A 14965-nucleotide genomic window follows, 5' to 3' on the forward strand; every position below is an offset into this window, starting at 1 on the left:
GCGCTGAGTAAGCGGGTAACCGATGGGGTTATTGTACAGTTTTGCAGGTGAAAGTTACAAACATGTATCTATTACTTCTATAGGAAAAACCACTGACTTGATGTGAGATAACTCCCACATCAAGCCGCTGTGGTTAGGCTTCGATGATTTCTTTCAGCTGAAGTTCATCAAAAATCTGTTTTACCCACTTTTCAACGCGTTCGTTAGTGAGTTCTGGCTGGCGGTCTTCATCAATCGCCAGACCGAGGAAGTTGTTGTCATCTGCCAGGCCTTTAGAGGCTTCGAAGTGATAGCCTTCGGTCGGCCAGTGACCAACGATAATCGCCCCGTTCGGTTCAATGATGTCGCGAATGGTACCCATCGCATCACAGAAATATTCAGAGTAATCTTCCTGATCGCCGCAGCCAAACAGCGCGACCAGCTTACCGTTGAAGTCGATCTCTTCCAGCGTTGGGAAGAAGTCATCCCAGTCGCACTGGGCCTCACCGTAGTACCAGGTGGGAATGCCCAGCAGCAGAATATCAAAGGCTTCAAGGTCTTCTTTGCTGCTTTTGGCAATATCACGAACTTCTGCAACATCTTTACCCAGCAGTTTCTGGATCTGTTTTGCAATGTTTTCCGTATTGCCTGTATCGCTGCCGAAGAAAATGCCGACGAGTGCCATGAGTTTAATAACCTCTTGAATCTTAATGATATGGTGACTGCTGAATTTTTCGCAGATATCGCTAATGATAACAGACCGCCGGAAGCGGATAAACGTGTAATGCTGCTGGTTTTGTCGCTGAGTGCTTAAGCCAGGCGATCAGGATTGATGACGCTGCAGCTGTTCCAGCAGCATCTCTTCAATCAGTTCGCTGCGACTCATATTGCGCTCTTCTGCCAGCTGGTTCAGGGTATCAACCGCGTCGCTGTTCATTTTCAGCTCAACGCGCTTCAGGCCGCGCACTTTATCCCGCTTCAGCTGGTTGCGCTTGTTGATGCGTAGCTGCTCATCACGCGTTAGCGGATTCGTTTTAGGTCGTCCCGGGCGACGTTCATCTGCGAACAGATCGATCGTTGTGCGGTCCGTGTTCTCTTTTGCCATAGGGATAGTGATACTGAAAGGCTGAATTTCTGAAGACCAGGGTCGTTATGCCGCGTGAAGAATCAGCAGCGGCAAATTTTAGCGCGCCATCATACCCCAGCGAAAGTGATGACGACAATCATTTATACCCTTCATTCTTCAAGCCGCAGATGCGTTGGCTTCATCCATTATTCGGCCCATCCCTGGACCTCCCCCCTTCGGGACCACTGTAGACAGCGTTCAAATCTGCTCCGGGCAGATTTGTCACCCCTGTCACAGAGCGATCTATGCTGCCGGGGACTCATGGCCTTGCCGCCTTTCTGCAGCTCGAATTATTTTGGCTATATCAACCCGAGGAAATAATTGTTTTTACAGCGCAAAAAATCGACGGATTGCGCGTAACACGGCATCAGGTTTTTCCGCATGTACCCAGTGGCCGGCTCCGGCTATCACATGCGCACGCGCCTGAGGGAACTGAGCTAGCAGGGCATCACGGTACTCATCCGCCAGATAAGCCGAGCGTTCGCCGCGGATAAACAGTGCCGGATGCGGGCAGGGGGCCAGAGGCTGCCAGCCAATAATCTGGTCGTAACACTCCCACAGCACCGGCACGTTGAAGCGCCAGTCACCTTCATGGAATGATTTCAACAGAAACTGGATCACGCCTTCTTCATCTATATGCAGGCGCATCAGCGCGGCGGCTTCGCTGCGCGTTTTAATTCCGGCCTGCGACACCGCTTGCAAGGCGGCAAAAATGTCGTCGTGATGGCGAGTGCTATAAGCCACGGGGGCGATATCGATGACCACGATCTCACCTACACGCTCGGGGGCCAGCGCGGCCAGCGCCATCGCGATCTTGCCACCCATGGAGTGGCCAATAAGGCTGAAGCGTTCAACCTTGAGTTCATCGAGCGTATCGAGGATATCCTGCGCCATCAGCGCATAGCTCATCTCATCAGCCCGCGGCGAAAGCCCATGATTGCGCACATCAATTTGAATCAGACGACGGTCATCTTTTAACCCTCGCGCCAGCACGCCAAGGTTATCCAGGCTGCCAAACAGACCGTGGATTAGCACCAGCGGAAGATCGTTTGATGCGGATTGTTCAGATTGCAGGCGGAAGTTTAAATTCATAGAGAAAGTTCTTACAGTTGATGTGAAGGCTTAGGGTATCATGGATCCCACAATTTCTGCCGCAGGCGCCATATGCGGTTACGATCTTTTTGCGGCATATTCCGACTTTTGCCCTGAAATGGGTCTGGCGCTACAACCCGGCAGGATTTAACTTTATAATCCTGATGTTAGAACTGGATCGGTTGAGCACGGGCGATCCCGACGATCGTTTTCGTCTCTGTGACCCGCGTTCTGACACAAGCACTAACCGTACTGGATAAAGATGAAAACGATAGAAGTCGACGAAGAGCTATACCGTTATATTGCCAGCCACACTCAGCATATTGGTGAAAGCGCATCGGATATTTTGCGCCGCATGTTGAAGTTCACTGCGGGTCAGACGGCTCCGGCTACAGCGGCAACATCCGCTGCAGCGGCGGGGAAAGAGCCAGCAGCGAACACGGCGGTGAAAACTGAAGCCCGTCCGCAGGATCGTGTGCGTGCGGTACGTGAACTGCTGCTTTCTGATGAGTATGCCGATCAGAAAAGAGCAGTGAACCGCTTTATGCTGGTTTTATCGACTTTATACAGTCTGGATGCCAAAGCGTTTGGCGCAGCGACAGAGTCTCTGCACGGTCGCACGCGCGTTTACTTCGCGGGCAATCAGCAAACGCTGGTAGAAAATGGCACCCATACCAAGCCGCAGCACGTTCCGGGCACGCCGTACTGGGTGATCACCAACACAAATACTGGCCGTAAACGCAGCATGGTTGAACACATAATGCAGTCGATGCAGTTCCCGACGGAACTGACTGAGAAAGTTTGCGGTACCCTCTAACTGAAGCGTCAGGGAGAAGCGCCAATGGCCAATCACCCCCGTGCCGGGCAACCCGCCCAGCAGAGCGATTTGATTAACGTTGCACAATTAACATCTCAGTATTATGTCCTGCAGCCTGAACTGGGCAATGCAGAGCATGCGGTGAAATTTGGCACCTCCGGCCATCGCGGTAGCGCGGGTCGTCACAGCTTCAACGAGAATCACATTCTGGCTATCGCGCAGGCGATTGCCGAAGAGCGTAAAAAGAACGGTATTACCGGCCCTTGCTACGTGGGTAAAGATACCCACGCGCTGTCTGAGCCCGCCATTATTTCCGTGCTGGAAGTGCTGGCTGCCAACGGGGTGGATGTGATTGTCCAGCAGGATAATGGCTATACGCCAACGCCGGCGATCTCCAATGCTATCCTTGAGCACAACAAATCTGGCGGCGCACAGGCGGACGGCATCGTCATCACGCCTTCGCACAATCCACCAGAAGATGGCGGCATCAAGTACAACCCGCCGAACGGTGGTCCGGCGGATACTAACGTCACCAAAGTGGTGGAAGATCGTGCCAATGCGCTGATCAAAGATGGCCTGAAAGGCGTGCAGCGCATGACGCTGGATCAGGCCTGGGCCAGCGGCCACCTGACGGAAAAAGATCTGATCCAGCCTTATATTGAAGGTCTGGCCCAGATCGTTGATATTCCGGCGATCCAGAAAGCGGGTCTGAAAATTGGTGTGGATCCCCTTGGCGGTTCCGGTATCGCCTACTGGCAGCGTATCGCGGAGTTCTACAACCTCGATCTGACTATCGTAAACGATGCTGTCGACCAGACTTTCCGCTTTATGCATCTGGACCATGACGGCGTGATCCGTATGGACTGCTCGTCTGAATCTGCCATGGCTGGCCTGCTGGCGCTGCGTGACAAATTTGACCTGGCCTTTGCCAATGACCCGGACTACGACCGCCACGGTATCGTGACTCCGGCCGGTCTGATGAACCCGAACCACTATCTGGCGGTGGCGATTCAGTATCTGTTCCAGCACCGTCCACAGTGGGGCAAAGACGTCGCCGTGGGTAAAACCCTGGTGTCGAGTGCGATGATTGACCGCGTGGTGGACGATCTGGGCCGCAAGCTGGTGGAAGTTCCGGTTGGCTTCAAGTGGTTTGTGGATGGCCTGTTCGACGGCAGCTTCGGTTTCGGTGGCGAAGAGAGTGCGGGAGCTTCCTTCCTGCGCTTCGACGGTACCCCGTGGTCGACTGACAAAGACGGCATCATCATGTGCCTGCTGGCGGCTGAAATCACGGCTGTGACCGGTAAGAACCCGCAGCAGCATTACGATGAGCTGGCGGCCCGTTTTGGCGCACCGAGCTATAACCGTATTCAGGCTCCGGCAACCTCCGCGCAGAAAGCCGCGCTGTCAAAACTGTCGCCTGAAATGGTCAGTGCCGACACGCTGGCGGGCGATCCGATCACTGCGCGTCTGACGGCGGCTCCGGGTAACGGTGCTTCCATCGGTGGCCTGAAGGTAATGACTAAAAACGGCTGGTTTGCCGCGCGCCCTTCGGGTACTGAAGACGCTTACAAGATCTACTGTGAAAGTTTCCTCGGTGCCGAGCATCGTGCGCTGATTGAAAAAGAAGCCGTGGAAATTGTCAGTGCGGTGCTGAAAAACGCCTGATTGCTGACACGCTGAATAAGGGCTGCTCACGCTGTGAGTGGCCCTTTTTTTATTGCAGAATTACGGAATAAAGCGGTAGCCGACGCCGGTTTCCGTGATCAGATGCTGCGGCTGTGCCGGGTCGTGCTCCAGCTTCTGGCGCAGGTGGCCCATATAGATGCGCAGATAGTGGCTGTGCTCAACCGCATTGGGTCCCCAGACCTGAGTCAGCAGCTGGCGCTGAGTCATCACCTTGCCGGGATGATTAAGCAGGCTGACCAGCAGGCGAAATTCTATCGGCGTCAGATGCAGCTCTTCACCGTGACGGGTAACGCGACGGGTGGCGATATCCACGCTGACGCTGCCAAAAGTGACCTGTGCGCTGAGGCTGTCACTGCTCTGGGCCGGACGGTGGCGGAGCGCCACGCGCACCCGCGCCATCAGTTCGCCCACGCCGAAAGGCTTGGTGAGGAAATCATCGGCCCCGGCATCCAGCGCCGCGATTTTATCCTGCTCATCGCTGCGGGCGGAGAGCACGATAACCGGCATGCTGCTCCACTGGCGGATCTCACGGATAAACTGGCTGCCATCACCGTCCGGCAGCCCGAGATCGAGGATCGTCAGCTCCGGCTTGCGCGTTGCTGCTTCAATCAGACCGCGGCTCAGCGTGTCTGCATCAACGACACGAAAACCTTCCCCCTCCAGCGCCAGGCGCAGAAAACGGCGGATCTCTTTTTCATCTTCCACAATCAGAATGGTGACCACATTGCCTCTGCTGCATAACCGCGTAATAGAAGCTAATTTAGCAAAAAGTAGACAGAGCGTCTGTGATAGTTCGCAATCACCTGAGGGGTTAACAGAGTCGCTTTAATCATGCTATTCACGCTACGATTTTAACAATCATGTAACTAAGTTTCAGTCAGGCTGAATTAATAGGCTTTTTTTTCGCCAAAAGTGGTCTGATCAGTAGTAAAATTACACCAGAAGCGCTACTATTTTAGTCAGATTACAGACAGCATCTTTTCAACAATTATTCAGGAGGACGTATGAGTCTTTATCACAACTATTCACCCACACGGATTTTCATGCGTCGTGCCGCCGTCGTGGTTTGCGGTGTGCTGGCCCTGCCGGTGATGTTATTCCGTAGCGATCGCGCACGTTTCTATAGCTATCTGCATCGCGTATGGGTTAAAACCAGCGACCAGCCGGTCTGGCTGGCGCAGTCAGAAGCCGCAGGGTGTGAATTCCTGTAACTTTTGGGGTTGACCGACCGGTAGCGGGCCGACCTTTTTTCCGGTCGACCCTCCTATACGAATAGTTTCCCGCCCGTTGGCGGGATTTTTTTGCCTGTCGTCGGGCTTTTTCCGCTACACTAAAAGTTGTACATGGCTTTAGGGGTTGTATAACTATGGGCGAAAAAATTCCGGTGGGTATCAGTGCCTGTTTACTGGGCGAAAAAGTGCGCTTCGATGGCGGTCATAAACGCAATGCTTTTGCTGCCGAGCAGCTGGCACCGTTTATACGTTATGAGCCCGCCTGTCCTGAAATGGCGATTGGCCTGCCAACACCACGCCCGGCACTGCGCCTGACAGAGGAGGAGGGCGGAGAAGTCTCCCTGCGCTTCAGTAACGGCCAGGCGGATCCGGTCACAGAAGCGATGAAGGCATTCTCTGTCGAAAAAGTGCAACGTCTGCGCCACCTTTGCGGCTATATCGTTTGCGCTAAATCTCCCAGCTGCGGGATGGAGCGGGTACGCGTCTATCAGCCTGATAACAATAACAACCGTAAAGAAGGCACGGGACTATTTACCCGCGAGCTGATGGCACAGATGCCGTGGCTGCCGGTGGAAGAAGATGGTCGCCTGCACGATCCTAATCTGCGTGAGAATTTTGTGGCGCGGGTGTATGCCCTGCACGAGTTTAACCAGCTGTGGAGCAGTGGCCTGACGCGCGCCAAACTGATGGCCTTTCATACCCGTTACAAGCTGCTGCTGCTGTCTCATTCACAGCCTGCCTACCGCCAGATTGGCCCGTTCGTCGCCAAAATGGACCAGTGGGAATCGCTGGAAGAATTTGCGCTGGAGTATCGTCAGCGCCTGATGGACCTGATGAAGCATGAAGCTACGCGCAGCAATCACACCAACGTATTGATGCACGTTCAGGGCTACTTTCGCCGGGAGCTGACTTCAGCCCAGCGCCAGGAGCTGGCTAACCTGATCGACCACTATCGCCAGGGCCTGCAGCCGCTGCTGGCCCCGATAACCCTGCTTAAACACTATATGGCGGAATACCCGCACCCGTGGCTGGCCGAACAGCGCTACTTTGCGCCTTATCCGGAAGCACTGCGCCTGCGGTATGGACAATAATTTCAGGGAGCATTATGACAACTCATCTGGTCTGGTTGCGCAATGACCTGCGCATCAACGACAACCATGCGCTGTACGCCGCCTGTCGTTCTGACAATGCACGGGTTATTGCCCTGTTTATCGCCACGCCCGGGCAGTGGCAGTCACACCATATGGCACCGAAGCAGGCGGAGTTTATCTGGCAAAGCCTGCAGGAACTCCAGCAGTCGCTGGCGGCAAAAGGTATCCCACTGCATCTTGAGCAGTGCGCCGACTTCGACGCCTCCGTTCCGCTGCTGCGGCAGTTTTGTCAGGAACACCAGGTTGACCGCCTGTTCTACAACTATCAGTACGAGGTGAATGAGCGCCAGCGCGATGCTGCGGTAGAACGCACGCTATTGGAAGACGAGGTGACGGTACAGGGCTTCGACGACAGTCTGCTGCTGCCGCCAGGCAGCGTGCTGACCGGCAGCCGCGAGATGTACAAAGTTTTCACGCCTTTCAGTAAAGCCTTTGTGAAGCGGCTACAGGAAGGATTGCCCGAATGTCTGCCAGCGCCGGCCTGTCGTGCGGAAGGTGCGGTGAACCCCCACCGGCTGAAAGTGTTTGACTATCCGCGCGAGGATATCAACAGCGCGCTGTTTCCTCCCGGAGAGAAGGCCGCCATCGCCCGGCTGCGCGAATTCTGCCAGACCCCGGTGACCCACTATCAGGCACAGCGTGATATCCCGGCGCTTGACGGCACCAGCCGCCTGTCGGCTTATCTCGCGACCGGGGTGCTGTCACCCCGCCAGTGCCTGCATCGCCTGCTAAAGCAGCATCCGCGCGGGCTGGAAGACGGCAAAGTGTTTGTCTGGCTTAACGAGCTTATCTGGCGCGAGTTCTACCGCCATCTGCTGGTGGCTTACCCGTCGCTGTGCCGTCATCAGCCGTTTACCCGCTGGACGCGCGGCGTCAAATGGCGCGACGATGCCGAGGGGCTGAAGGCGTGGCAGCAGGGAAAAACCGGCTACCCCATTGTCGATGCTGCGATGCGCCAGCTTAATACGCTGGGCTGGATGCATAACCGCCTGCGCATGATTACCGCCAGTTTCCTGGTGAAAGATCTGCTGATCGACTGGCGGGTGGGTGAGCAATATTTTATGTCGCAGCTGATTGATGGTGATCTGGCCGCTAACAATGGCGGCTGGCAGTGGGCAGCGTCTACCGGTACCGATGCCGCACCCTATTTTCGCATTTTTAACCCCACCACTCAGGGTGAGCGCTTCGATGAAAGCGGTGAGTTTATTCGCCACTGGCTGCCGGAACTGCGCGATGTGCCGGAGAAATATATCCATCAGCCGCAGGAGTGGGCAAAGAAAAATCAGCAAACCCTCGATTATCCGCAGCCGATCGTGGAACATAAACAGGCACGCCTGCAAACCCTGGCCGCTTTTGAAGCGGCACGCAAACAGACGGACTGATTATGCTGAATACTGAACTGGAACGGCTGGTTAACCAGCTGCTCAACACTGAGAATTTCAAAGATTACGCCCCCAACGGATTACAGGTTGAAGGGCGGGGCGAAATTAAAAAAGTGGTGACCGGCGTAACTGCCTGCCAGGCACTGCTCGACGAGGCGGTGCGCTTAGATGCCGATGCCGTGCTGGTGCATCACGGTTATTTCTGGAAGAGCGAAGCCCCGGCGATCAAGGGCATGAAGCGCCAGCGTCTGAAAACGCTGCTGGCCAACGATATCAACCTGTTTGGCTGGCATTTGCCGCTGGATGGTCACCCCGAGCTGGGTAATAACGCGCTGCTGGCGAAGATGTTCGATATCGACGTCAAAGGTGAGATCGCGCTGCTGCTGCCGTGGGGAGAGCTGAAAACGCCGTTAAGCGGCGAGCAGCTGGCGCAGCGCATTGCTCAGGTATTAGGCCGTGAGCCGCTGCACTGTGGGGATAATGCACCGGCATTGATTAAGCGCGTCGCCTGGTGCAGCGGCGGCGGTCAGGGCTACATTGATGACGCCGCGGCGTTTGGCGTCGATGCCTTTATCAGCGGAGAAGTCTCTGAGCAGACCATCCACAGCGCGCGCGAGCAGGGGCTGCATTTCTTCGCCGCCGGGCATCATGCTACCGAGCGCTGCGGTATTCAGGCGCTGGGCGACTGGCTGGCGCAGCATCATGGTCTGGATGTCACCTTCGTCGATATTTTCAACCCTGCCTGATCCTCTTTGTCACTGCCAATGACCTTCAGCGCGCAGCATTAAGGCCGCGCTGAAGGTTGACAGCCACGCGACAATTCCGCATAACTACCTGTCATAATTGATATTAAGTATCACTTTTTCCTATTTGTCAGGAGGCAGCTTTTGCAACGAGCACGTTGTTACCTGCTGGGCGAACGCGCAGTGGTGCTGGAGTTAGAACCTCCGGTCTCACTTGCCAGCCAGCAGCGTATCTGGGGGCTGACACAACGCCTGCAGGACCGTTCGGAAGTAGCGGAAATCGTCCCCGGGATGAACAATATCACCGTGATGTTAAGCAACCCGCAGCAGAGCGCGCTGGACGCGATCGAATGGCTGCAGCAGTGGTGGGAAACCAGCGATGCGCTGGAGCTGGAGTCGCGCCTGATAGAGATCCCGGTGGTCTACGGCGGCAAGCTGGGGCCGGACCTCGACGAAGTGGCTCATCACAGCGGGCTGAGCGCCAGCCAGGTGGTGGCCTGCCACGCATCAGTGGATTACGTGGTCTATTTCATCGGCTTCCAGCCTGGCTTCCCGTATCTGGGCGGACTGGATGAGCGCCTGCATACCCCGCGCCGCGCCGAACCGCGCGTGCAGGTACCGAAGGGTTCTGTCGGCATTGGCGGCAGCCAGACCGGTATCTATCCGGTCGTCGCCCCCGGTGGCTGGCAGCTGATTGGGCAGACGCAGACGGCACTGTTTGCCCCGGACCAGCATCCTCCGGTGCTGCTGCGCCCCGGCGACCGCGTGCGCTTTGTGCCGCAGAAGGAGGGCGTATGCTGAAAATTATTCGTGCCGGAATGAGCAGCAGTATCCAGGATGCGGGCCGTATCGGCTGGCGGCAATATGGTATTAGTCTGAGTGGCGTACTTGACCACCCGGCGATGCAGACTGCCAATATGCTGGTGGGAAATGCGCCCGACAGCGCGGTGCTGGAAATTACCCTCGGGCAGTTTTGTGCCGAGTTCCAGCGCGACGGCTGGATTGGCCTCGCGGGTGCAGGCTGCCAGGCCCAGCTTGATGGCGAACCCGTCTGGACGGGCTGGCGCACCGCGGTGAAAAAGGGCCAGCGCCTGACGTTGAGTATGCCGCAGCGCGGAATGCGCAGCTATCTGGCGGTCAATGGCGGTTATGCGGTTGAGCAGCGGCTCGACTCAGCCAGCACCGATCTGAAAGCCGGATTCGGCGGCTTTAACGGGCGTCAGCTACAGGATGGTGACAGCCTGCCGCTGGGCGAGCCAACCTGCGACTTTAGCCAGCCCGCAGGCGTACGACAGCTGCTGTGGGGGAATCGGGTGCGGGCGATGCCCGGCCCGGAATATCATGAGTTCAGCGCAGACAGTCAGGAAGCCTTCTGGCGCAGCGCGTGGCGGCTTAATCCACAGAGTAACCGTATGGGCTACCGTTTTCAGGGGCGCAAACTGACGCGCAACGTCGGCCGCGACCTGCTCTCCCACGGGCTGATCCCGGGGGTGATTCAGGTGCCGCCGAACGGTCAGCCGATCGTGCTGCTGGCCGATGCGCAGACCACCGGCGGCTATCCGCGCATTGCCTGCGTGATTGAAGCCGATCTCTACCACCTGGCGCAGCTGCGGCTCGGCGAGCCGATTCACTTCGTCTACTGCACGCTGCAGGAAGCGCTGCAGGCGAAGCGTGAACAGCAGCGCTCACTGGAACAAATGGCCTGGGGGCTTGCCAATGAAAGTCGATCTTAATGCCGATCTCGGCGAAGGGTGTGAAAACGACCGCGCCTTATTGCAGCTGGTCTCCTCGGCAAATATCGCCTGTGGCTTCCACGCGGGTGATGCGGAAACCATGCTGCAATCCGTGCGCTGGGCGCTGGAGTTTGGTGTGGCTATCGGTGCGCATCCCAGCTTCCCGGACCGGGAAAACTTTGGCCGTACCGCCATGCAGCTGCCGCCGGAAACCGTCTATGCCCAGGTGCTGTATCAGGTCGGGGCGCTGAAGGCGCTGACCGAGAGTGAAGGTGGCAAGCTGGTCCACGTCAAGCCACATGGCATGCTGTATAACCAGGCCGCACGCGACCCCCAGCTGGCCGATGCGATTGCGCGGGCGGTGAAGGCGGTTGATCCGGCGCTGGTGCTGGTCGGGCTGGCGGGCAGCGAGTCGATTCGCGCCGCCGAACGTCACGGCTTAACCACCCGCCAGGAGGTGTTTGCCGATCGCGGCTATATGGCGGATGGTTCGCTGGTGCCGCGTAGTCAGCCCGGTGCGCTGGTGGAAAGTGACGAGCAGGCGATAAGCCAGACGCTGACCATGGTTCAGAAAGGTCAGGTGAAAAGCCTGAGCGGCGAGTGGGTGAAGGTGCAGGCCGACAGCGTTTGCCTGCATGGCGATGGGGCGCACGCGCTGGCGTTTGCCCGCGAGCTGCGTCAGGCATTTAGCCAGCAGAATATCGACGTGACCAGCCGCTAAACGTCGGCGAATTTTCATTCTGCCCCGTCCACCGCGTCGGGGCATTTTTTTCTGAGGAATCAACATGGACGCTGCTATTAATCTCTGGCCGCTATTGGGCATTGCTGCCATCGTCGTCGGCTTTATTTTACGTTTCAACCCGGTCATTGTCGTGGTCGCCGCCGGCGTGATCACCGGACTGACCGCACAGATGCCGGTTAGCGACATCCTGGAAAAGCTGGGCTCCGGCTTCCTGAATACCCGTAACCTGCCGTTTATCCTGCTGCTGCCGCTGGCGGTTGTTGGCTTGCTGGAGCGCCACGGGCTGAAGGAGAGGGCGCAGGCATGGATTGCGCGGATACGCAGCGCCACTGCCGGACGTCTGTTAATTGTCTATCTGCTGGCGCGTGAGCTGACGGCCGCCATGGGGCTGACCAGCCTCGGCGGGCACCCGCAGATGGTGCGTCCGCTGCTGGCACCGATGGCCGAAGGCGCCAGCGAGAACCGCTATGGTGAGCTGCCGCCTCAGGTGCGCTACCGCCTGCGGGCAATGGCGGCGGCAACGGATAACGTTGGCCTGTTCTTCGGTGAGGATATCTTCGTGGCATTCGGCGCGATTATCTTTATGCACAACTTTATGCAGGAATCGGCGGGTATTCAGACCGAACCGCTGCATATTGCCCTGTGGGGTATTCCGACCGCGGTCTGTGCTTTCCTGATCCATGCGGTGCGCCTGCATCGTCTGGATAAAAAACTGGCGGCTGAACTGGGTAAATTAAATACCAGTGCCTTACAGCAGAAGGGGGCTAAATAATGTTCCAGCAGGCTTATCTCTTCTGGCTGGCAGGCACTATTCTGCTGATCGTGGCGCTGATGTCATGGCGTGATAAAAGTAATCCGCGCCGCTTAACTACCGGGCTGTTTTGGGCGCTGTACGGCCTGGTTTTCTTTATCGGCGACTGGGCGACGGCCTGGATCGGCGCACGCACCCTGCATATTGGTGTGGGCGTGGGCGTGGTGGTGATGGCGCTGATAGCCGGCTGCGGCGGCGTCAGGCTGGGCAGCTACTCTACCCGCACGCCGCAGCAGCGCGAAGAGAGCGCGAGTCGCCTCGGCAATCGCCTGTTTTTACCGGCGCTGGTTATTCCCGTGGTCACGGTGATTGGCGTGCTGGCGTTCAATAACATTCCTGGCCTGCAGCTGGCAGTGTTCGGCGCGGGGAATCACTCGACGCTGGTGACACTGCTATCGATGTCGGTTGGCTGCCTGCTGGCGTGGCTGATAGCGCTGAAGATGACGCATGAAGCACCGGCACAGTCTTTACAGGAAGCGCGCCGCCTGCTGGACTCGATCGGCTGGGCGTTTATCCTGCCGCAGATTCTGGCGACCCTCGGGTTACTGTTTACCAGCGCGGGGGTGGGGTCGGCGATTTCTCATCTGACCGAAAGCTATCTGGCGGTTGATAACCGCTTTATCGCCGTGGTGCTGTATACCGTGGGTATGGCGCTGCTGACGATGGTGATGGGCAATGCCTTTGCCGCATTCCCGATAGTGACTGCCGGCATCGGCATTCCGATTCTGGTGCTGCAGCATCATGGCAATCCGGCGGTTATGGCGGCGATTGGCATGTTCTGCGGTTACTGCGGCACGTTAATGACGCCGATGGCAGCGAATTTCAACATTGTTCCGGCGCGCCTGCTGGAGCTGCCGGACCGAAATGCGGTGATCAAAGCTCAGATCCCAACCGGTGTGCTACTGTTAGTGGCCAATACCTTCCTGCTCTATTTCCTGATGTTTTTGTGAGGGAACGATGAAAACTGTATTGATTACCGGCTTTGAACCCTTCGATGGCGAGCTGTTAAACCCGGCCTGGGAGGCAGTCAGCCAACTGAGCGACCGGATGATTGGCTCGACCAAAGTGGTCGCCAGACAGCTACCCTGCGTGTTCGGTACTGCGATAGATGAGATCACCCGCATTATTGATGAGCTGAAACCCGAACTGGTGATTGCGGTGGGGCAGGCGGGCGGCAGAGCCGATATCAGCGTGGAGCGCGTCGCAATCAACGTGAATGATGCCCGCATTCCCGACAACGCCGGGGCGCAGCCGGTTGATGAACCTATCGAGCCGCAGGGACCGGCTGCCTATTTTGCCACGCTGCCGGTAAAAGCGATGGTGGCGGGTATTCGCGAGGCGGGGATCCCCGCTTCGGTCTCGCAGACCGCGGGCACCTATGTCTGTAACAACGTGATGTATGGCCTGCTGCACCACCTGCGGCGCCGTAAAACTCGCGGCGGCTTTATCCACATTCCCTATCTGCCGGAACAGGCGATAAAGCACCCTGGCGTACCCAGCATGTCGCTGACCACGGTGACGCTGGCGCTGGAGATGGCCATCGGTATTGCGCTGACGGTGAAAGAGGATATCCCTCTCGAGGGCGGCGCCACACATTAATTCGCAGGGAGGAGAGCATGCCAGAGGGTCCTGAAATCCGTCGCGCGGCGGATCGGCTGGAACAGGCGATTAAGGGCAAGGTGTTAACCGACGTCTGGTTCGCCTTTCCGGCATTGCAAACTTATCAGCAGGCGCTGGTGGGTGAACGGGTCATCGCAATCGAAACCCGTGGCAAAGCGCTGCTAACTCATTTCTCAAACGGGCTTACGCTGTACAGCCATAATCAGCTGTACGGCGTCTGGCGCGTGGTGGATAGCGGTACTGAACCTGCCAGCAAGCGCGTATTGCGGGTGAGACTGGCGGCAGCGGATAAAACCCTGCTGCTCTATAGCGCTTCGGAAATTGAGCTGCTGGATGCAGACGGGTTGGCCAGCCATCCGTTTTTGCAGCGCGTCGGGCCGGACGTGTTAGATATGACCCTGACAGAAGCACAGGTGCGCGAGCGTTTATTATCAAAGCGTTTTCGCCGACGTCAGTTCAGCGGGCTGTTGCTGGACCAGTCATTTTTGGCCGGGCTGGGAAACTACCTGCGGGTGGAAATTCTTTGGCAGGCCGCGCTGGCGCCGCAGCATAAAGCGGAAACGCTTAATGATGCTCAGTTAAATGCGCTGGTTACGGCACTGCTGGCGCTCCCGCGACTCTCTTACCAGACGCGCGGACAGGCGGATGAGAATCATCATCACGGCGCTCTGTTTCGCTTTAAGGTGTTTCATCGGGAAGGGAGGGCGTGCGAGCGCTGTGGTGCCACCATTGAACGCACCACGCTGTCGTCGCGGCCGTTTTACTGGTGTCCGGGCTGTCAGAAATGAAAAAATAAGGGCCGATCAAAACGATCGGCCCCTATGTCAATCTACTCTGTTACTGTAGGAGCG

General features: G+C 57.2%; 17 protein-coding genes. 13 read left to right on the plus strand and 4 right to left on the minus strand.

What is annotated here, in order from left to right:
* Positions 1-133: 133 nt before the first annotated feature.
* The 3 genes from fldA to ybfF form a co-directional block, all read right to left on the minus strand.
* On the minus strand, positions 134-664 hold the full coding sequence (gene fldA, locus J2Y91_RS14610) for a flavodoxin FldA (protein ID WP_048916747.1): 531 nt from the start codon (positions 662-664) through the stop codon (positions 134-136).
* Positions 665-802: 138 nt separating this feature from the next.
* Positions 803-1084, minus strand: coding sequence for a LexA regulated protein (gene ybfE, locus J2Y91_RS14615; RefSeq protein ID WP_048916746.1), 282 nt, complete (start codon positions 1082-1084; stop codon positions 803-805).
* 348 nt (positions 1085-1432) lie between these two features.
* Positions 1433-2197 (minus strand): esterase, encoded by a 765-nt coding sequence (ybfF, locus tag J2Y91_RS14620; protein WP_133624172.1) that lies wholly within the window; start codon positions 2195-2197, stop codon positions 1433-1435.
* 262 nt (positions 2198-2459) lie between these two features.
* Here ybfF and seqA point away from each other — a divergent pair, with 262 nt between their 5' ends.
* Positions 2460-3014, plus strand: coding sequence for a replication initiation negative regulator SeqA (gene seqA / locus J2Y91_RS14625; protein WP_048916744.1), 555 nt, complete (start codon positions 2460-2462; stop codon positions 3012-3014).
* Positions 3015-3038: 24 nt separating this feature from the next.
* A complete protein-coding gene (gene pgm, locus J2Y91_RS14630) occupies positions 3039-4679 on the plus strand; it encodes a phosphoglucomutase (alpha-D-glucose-1,6-bisphosphate-dependent) (protein WP_048916743.1) in 1641 nt (546 codons plus the stop codon).
* 60 nt (positions 4680-4739) lie between these two features.
* On the opposite strand, the gene kdpE is transcribed toward pgm, so the two are convergent.
* The gene (kdpE, locus tag J2Y91_RS14635) at positions 4740-5423 is read right to left on the minus strand and encodes a two-component system response regulator KdpE (RefSeq protein WP_048916742.1); all 684 of its coding nucleotides are present in this window, start codon (positions 5421-5423) and stop codon (positions 4740-4742) included.
* A 281-nt stretch (positions 5424-5704) separates the two neighbouring features.
* Between kdpE and J2Y91_RS14640 the strand changes: the two genes are divergently transcribed.
* From J2Y91_RS14640 to nei, 11 genes are all read left to right on the plus strand, one after another.
* The gene (locus J2Y91_RS14640) at positions 5705-5911 is read left to right on the plus strand and encodes a YbfA family protein (protein ID WP_133624171.1); all 207 of its coding nucleotides are present in this window, start codon (positions 5705-5707) and stop codon (positions 5909-5911) included.
* 155 nt (positions 5912-6066) lie between these two features.
* Positions 6067-7023, plus strand: coding sequence for a YbgA family protein (locus J2Y91_RS14645; protein WP_133624170.1), 957 nt, complete (start codon positions 6067-6069; stop codon positions 7021-7023).
* Between the two features lie 14 nt (positions 7024-7037).
* Entirely contained in the window at positions 7038-8465 is a 1428-nt protein-coding gene (gene phrB / locus J2Y91_RS14650) for a deoxyribodipyrimidine photo-lyase (RefSeq protein WP_133624169.1), read from the plus strand.
* 2 nt (positions 8466-8467) lie between these two features.
* Complete coding sequence (locus J2Y91_RS14655; protein ID WP_048916738.1) at positions 8468-9211, plus strand: type 2 GTP cyclohydrolase I; 744 nt, start codon at positions 8468-8470, stop codon at positions 9209-9211.
* Between the two features lie 141 nt (positions 9212-9352).
* Positions 9353-10009, plus strand: a complete 657-nt coding sequence (pxpB, locus tag J2Y91_RS14660; protein WP_133624168.1) for a 5-oxoprolinase subunit PxpB — start codon at positions 9353-9355, stop codon at positions 10007-10009.
* Positions 10003-10941 (plus strand): 5-oxoprolinase subunit PxpC, encoded by a 939-nt coding sequence (gene pxpC, locus J2Y91_RS14665; RefSeq protein WP_048916736.1) that lies wholly within the window; start codon positions 10003-10005, stop codon positions 10939-10941. Before pxpB ends, pxpC begins: the two co-directional genes overlap by 7 nt.
* Positions 10925-11662 (plus strand): 5-oxoprolinase subunit PxpA, encoded by a 738-nt coding sequence (gene pxpA / locus J2Y91_RS14670; protein WP_133624167.1) that lies wholly within the window; start codon positions 10925-10927, stop codon positions 11660-11662. Before pxpC ends, pxpA begins: the two co-directional genes overlap by 17 nt.
* A 64-nt stretch (positions 11663-11726) precedes the next feature.
* The gene (locus J2Y91_RS14675; protein ID WP_133624166.1) at positions 11727-12455 is read left to right on the plus strand and encodes a DUF969 domain-containing protein; all 729 of its coding nucleotides are present in this window, start codon (positions 11727-11729) and stop codon (positions 12453-12455) included.
* Positions 12455-13444: a DUF979 domain-containing protein gene (locus tag J2Y91_RS14680; protein WP_048916733.1), complete on the plus strand. Its 990-nt coding sequence runs from the start codon at positions 12455-12457 to the stop codon at positions 13442-13444. The genes J2Y91_RS14675 and J2Y91_RS14680 overlap by 1 nt, the downstream gene beginning before the upstream one ends.
* A 7-nt stretch (positions 13445-13451) precedes the next feature.
* On the plus strand, positions 13452-14093 hold the full coding sequence (gene pcp / locus J2Y91_RS14685; protein WP_048916732.1) for a pyroglutamyl-peptidase I: 642 nt from the start codon (positions 13452-13454) through the stop codon (positions 14091-14093).
* Positions 14094-14110: 17 nt separating this feature from the next.
* Positions 14111-14902, plus strand: a complete 792-nt coding sequence (gene nei, locus J2Y91_RS14690; RefSeq protein ID WP_133624165.1) for an endonuclease VIII — start codon at positions 14111-14113, stop codon at positions 14900-14902.
* Positions 14903-14965 lie beyond the last annotated feature (63 nt).

Origin of the sequence: Erwinia aphidicola (genome assembly GCF_024169515.1) — a bacterium.
GTDB lineage: Bacteria > Pseudomonadota > Gammaproteobacteria > Enterobacterales > Enterobacteriaceae > Erwinia > Erwinia aphidicola.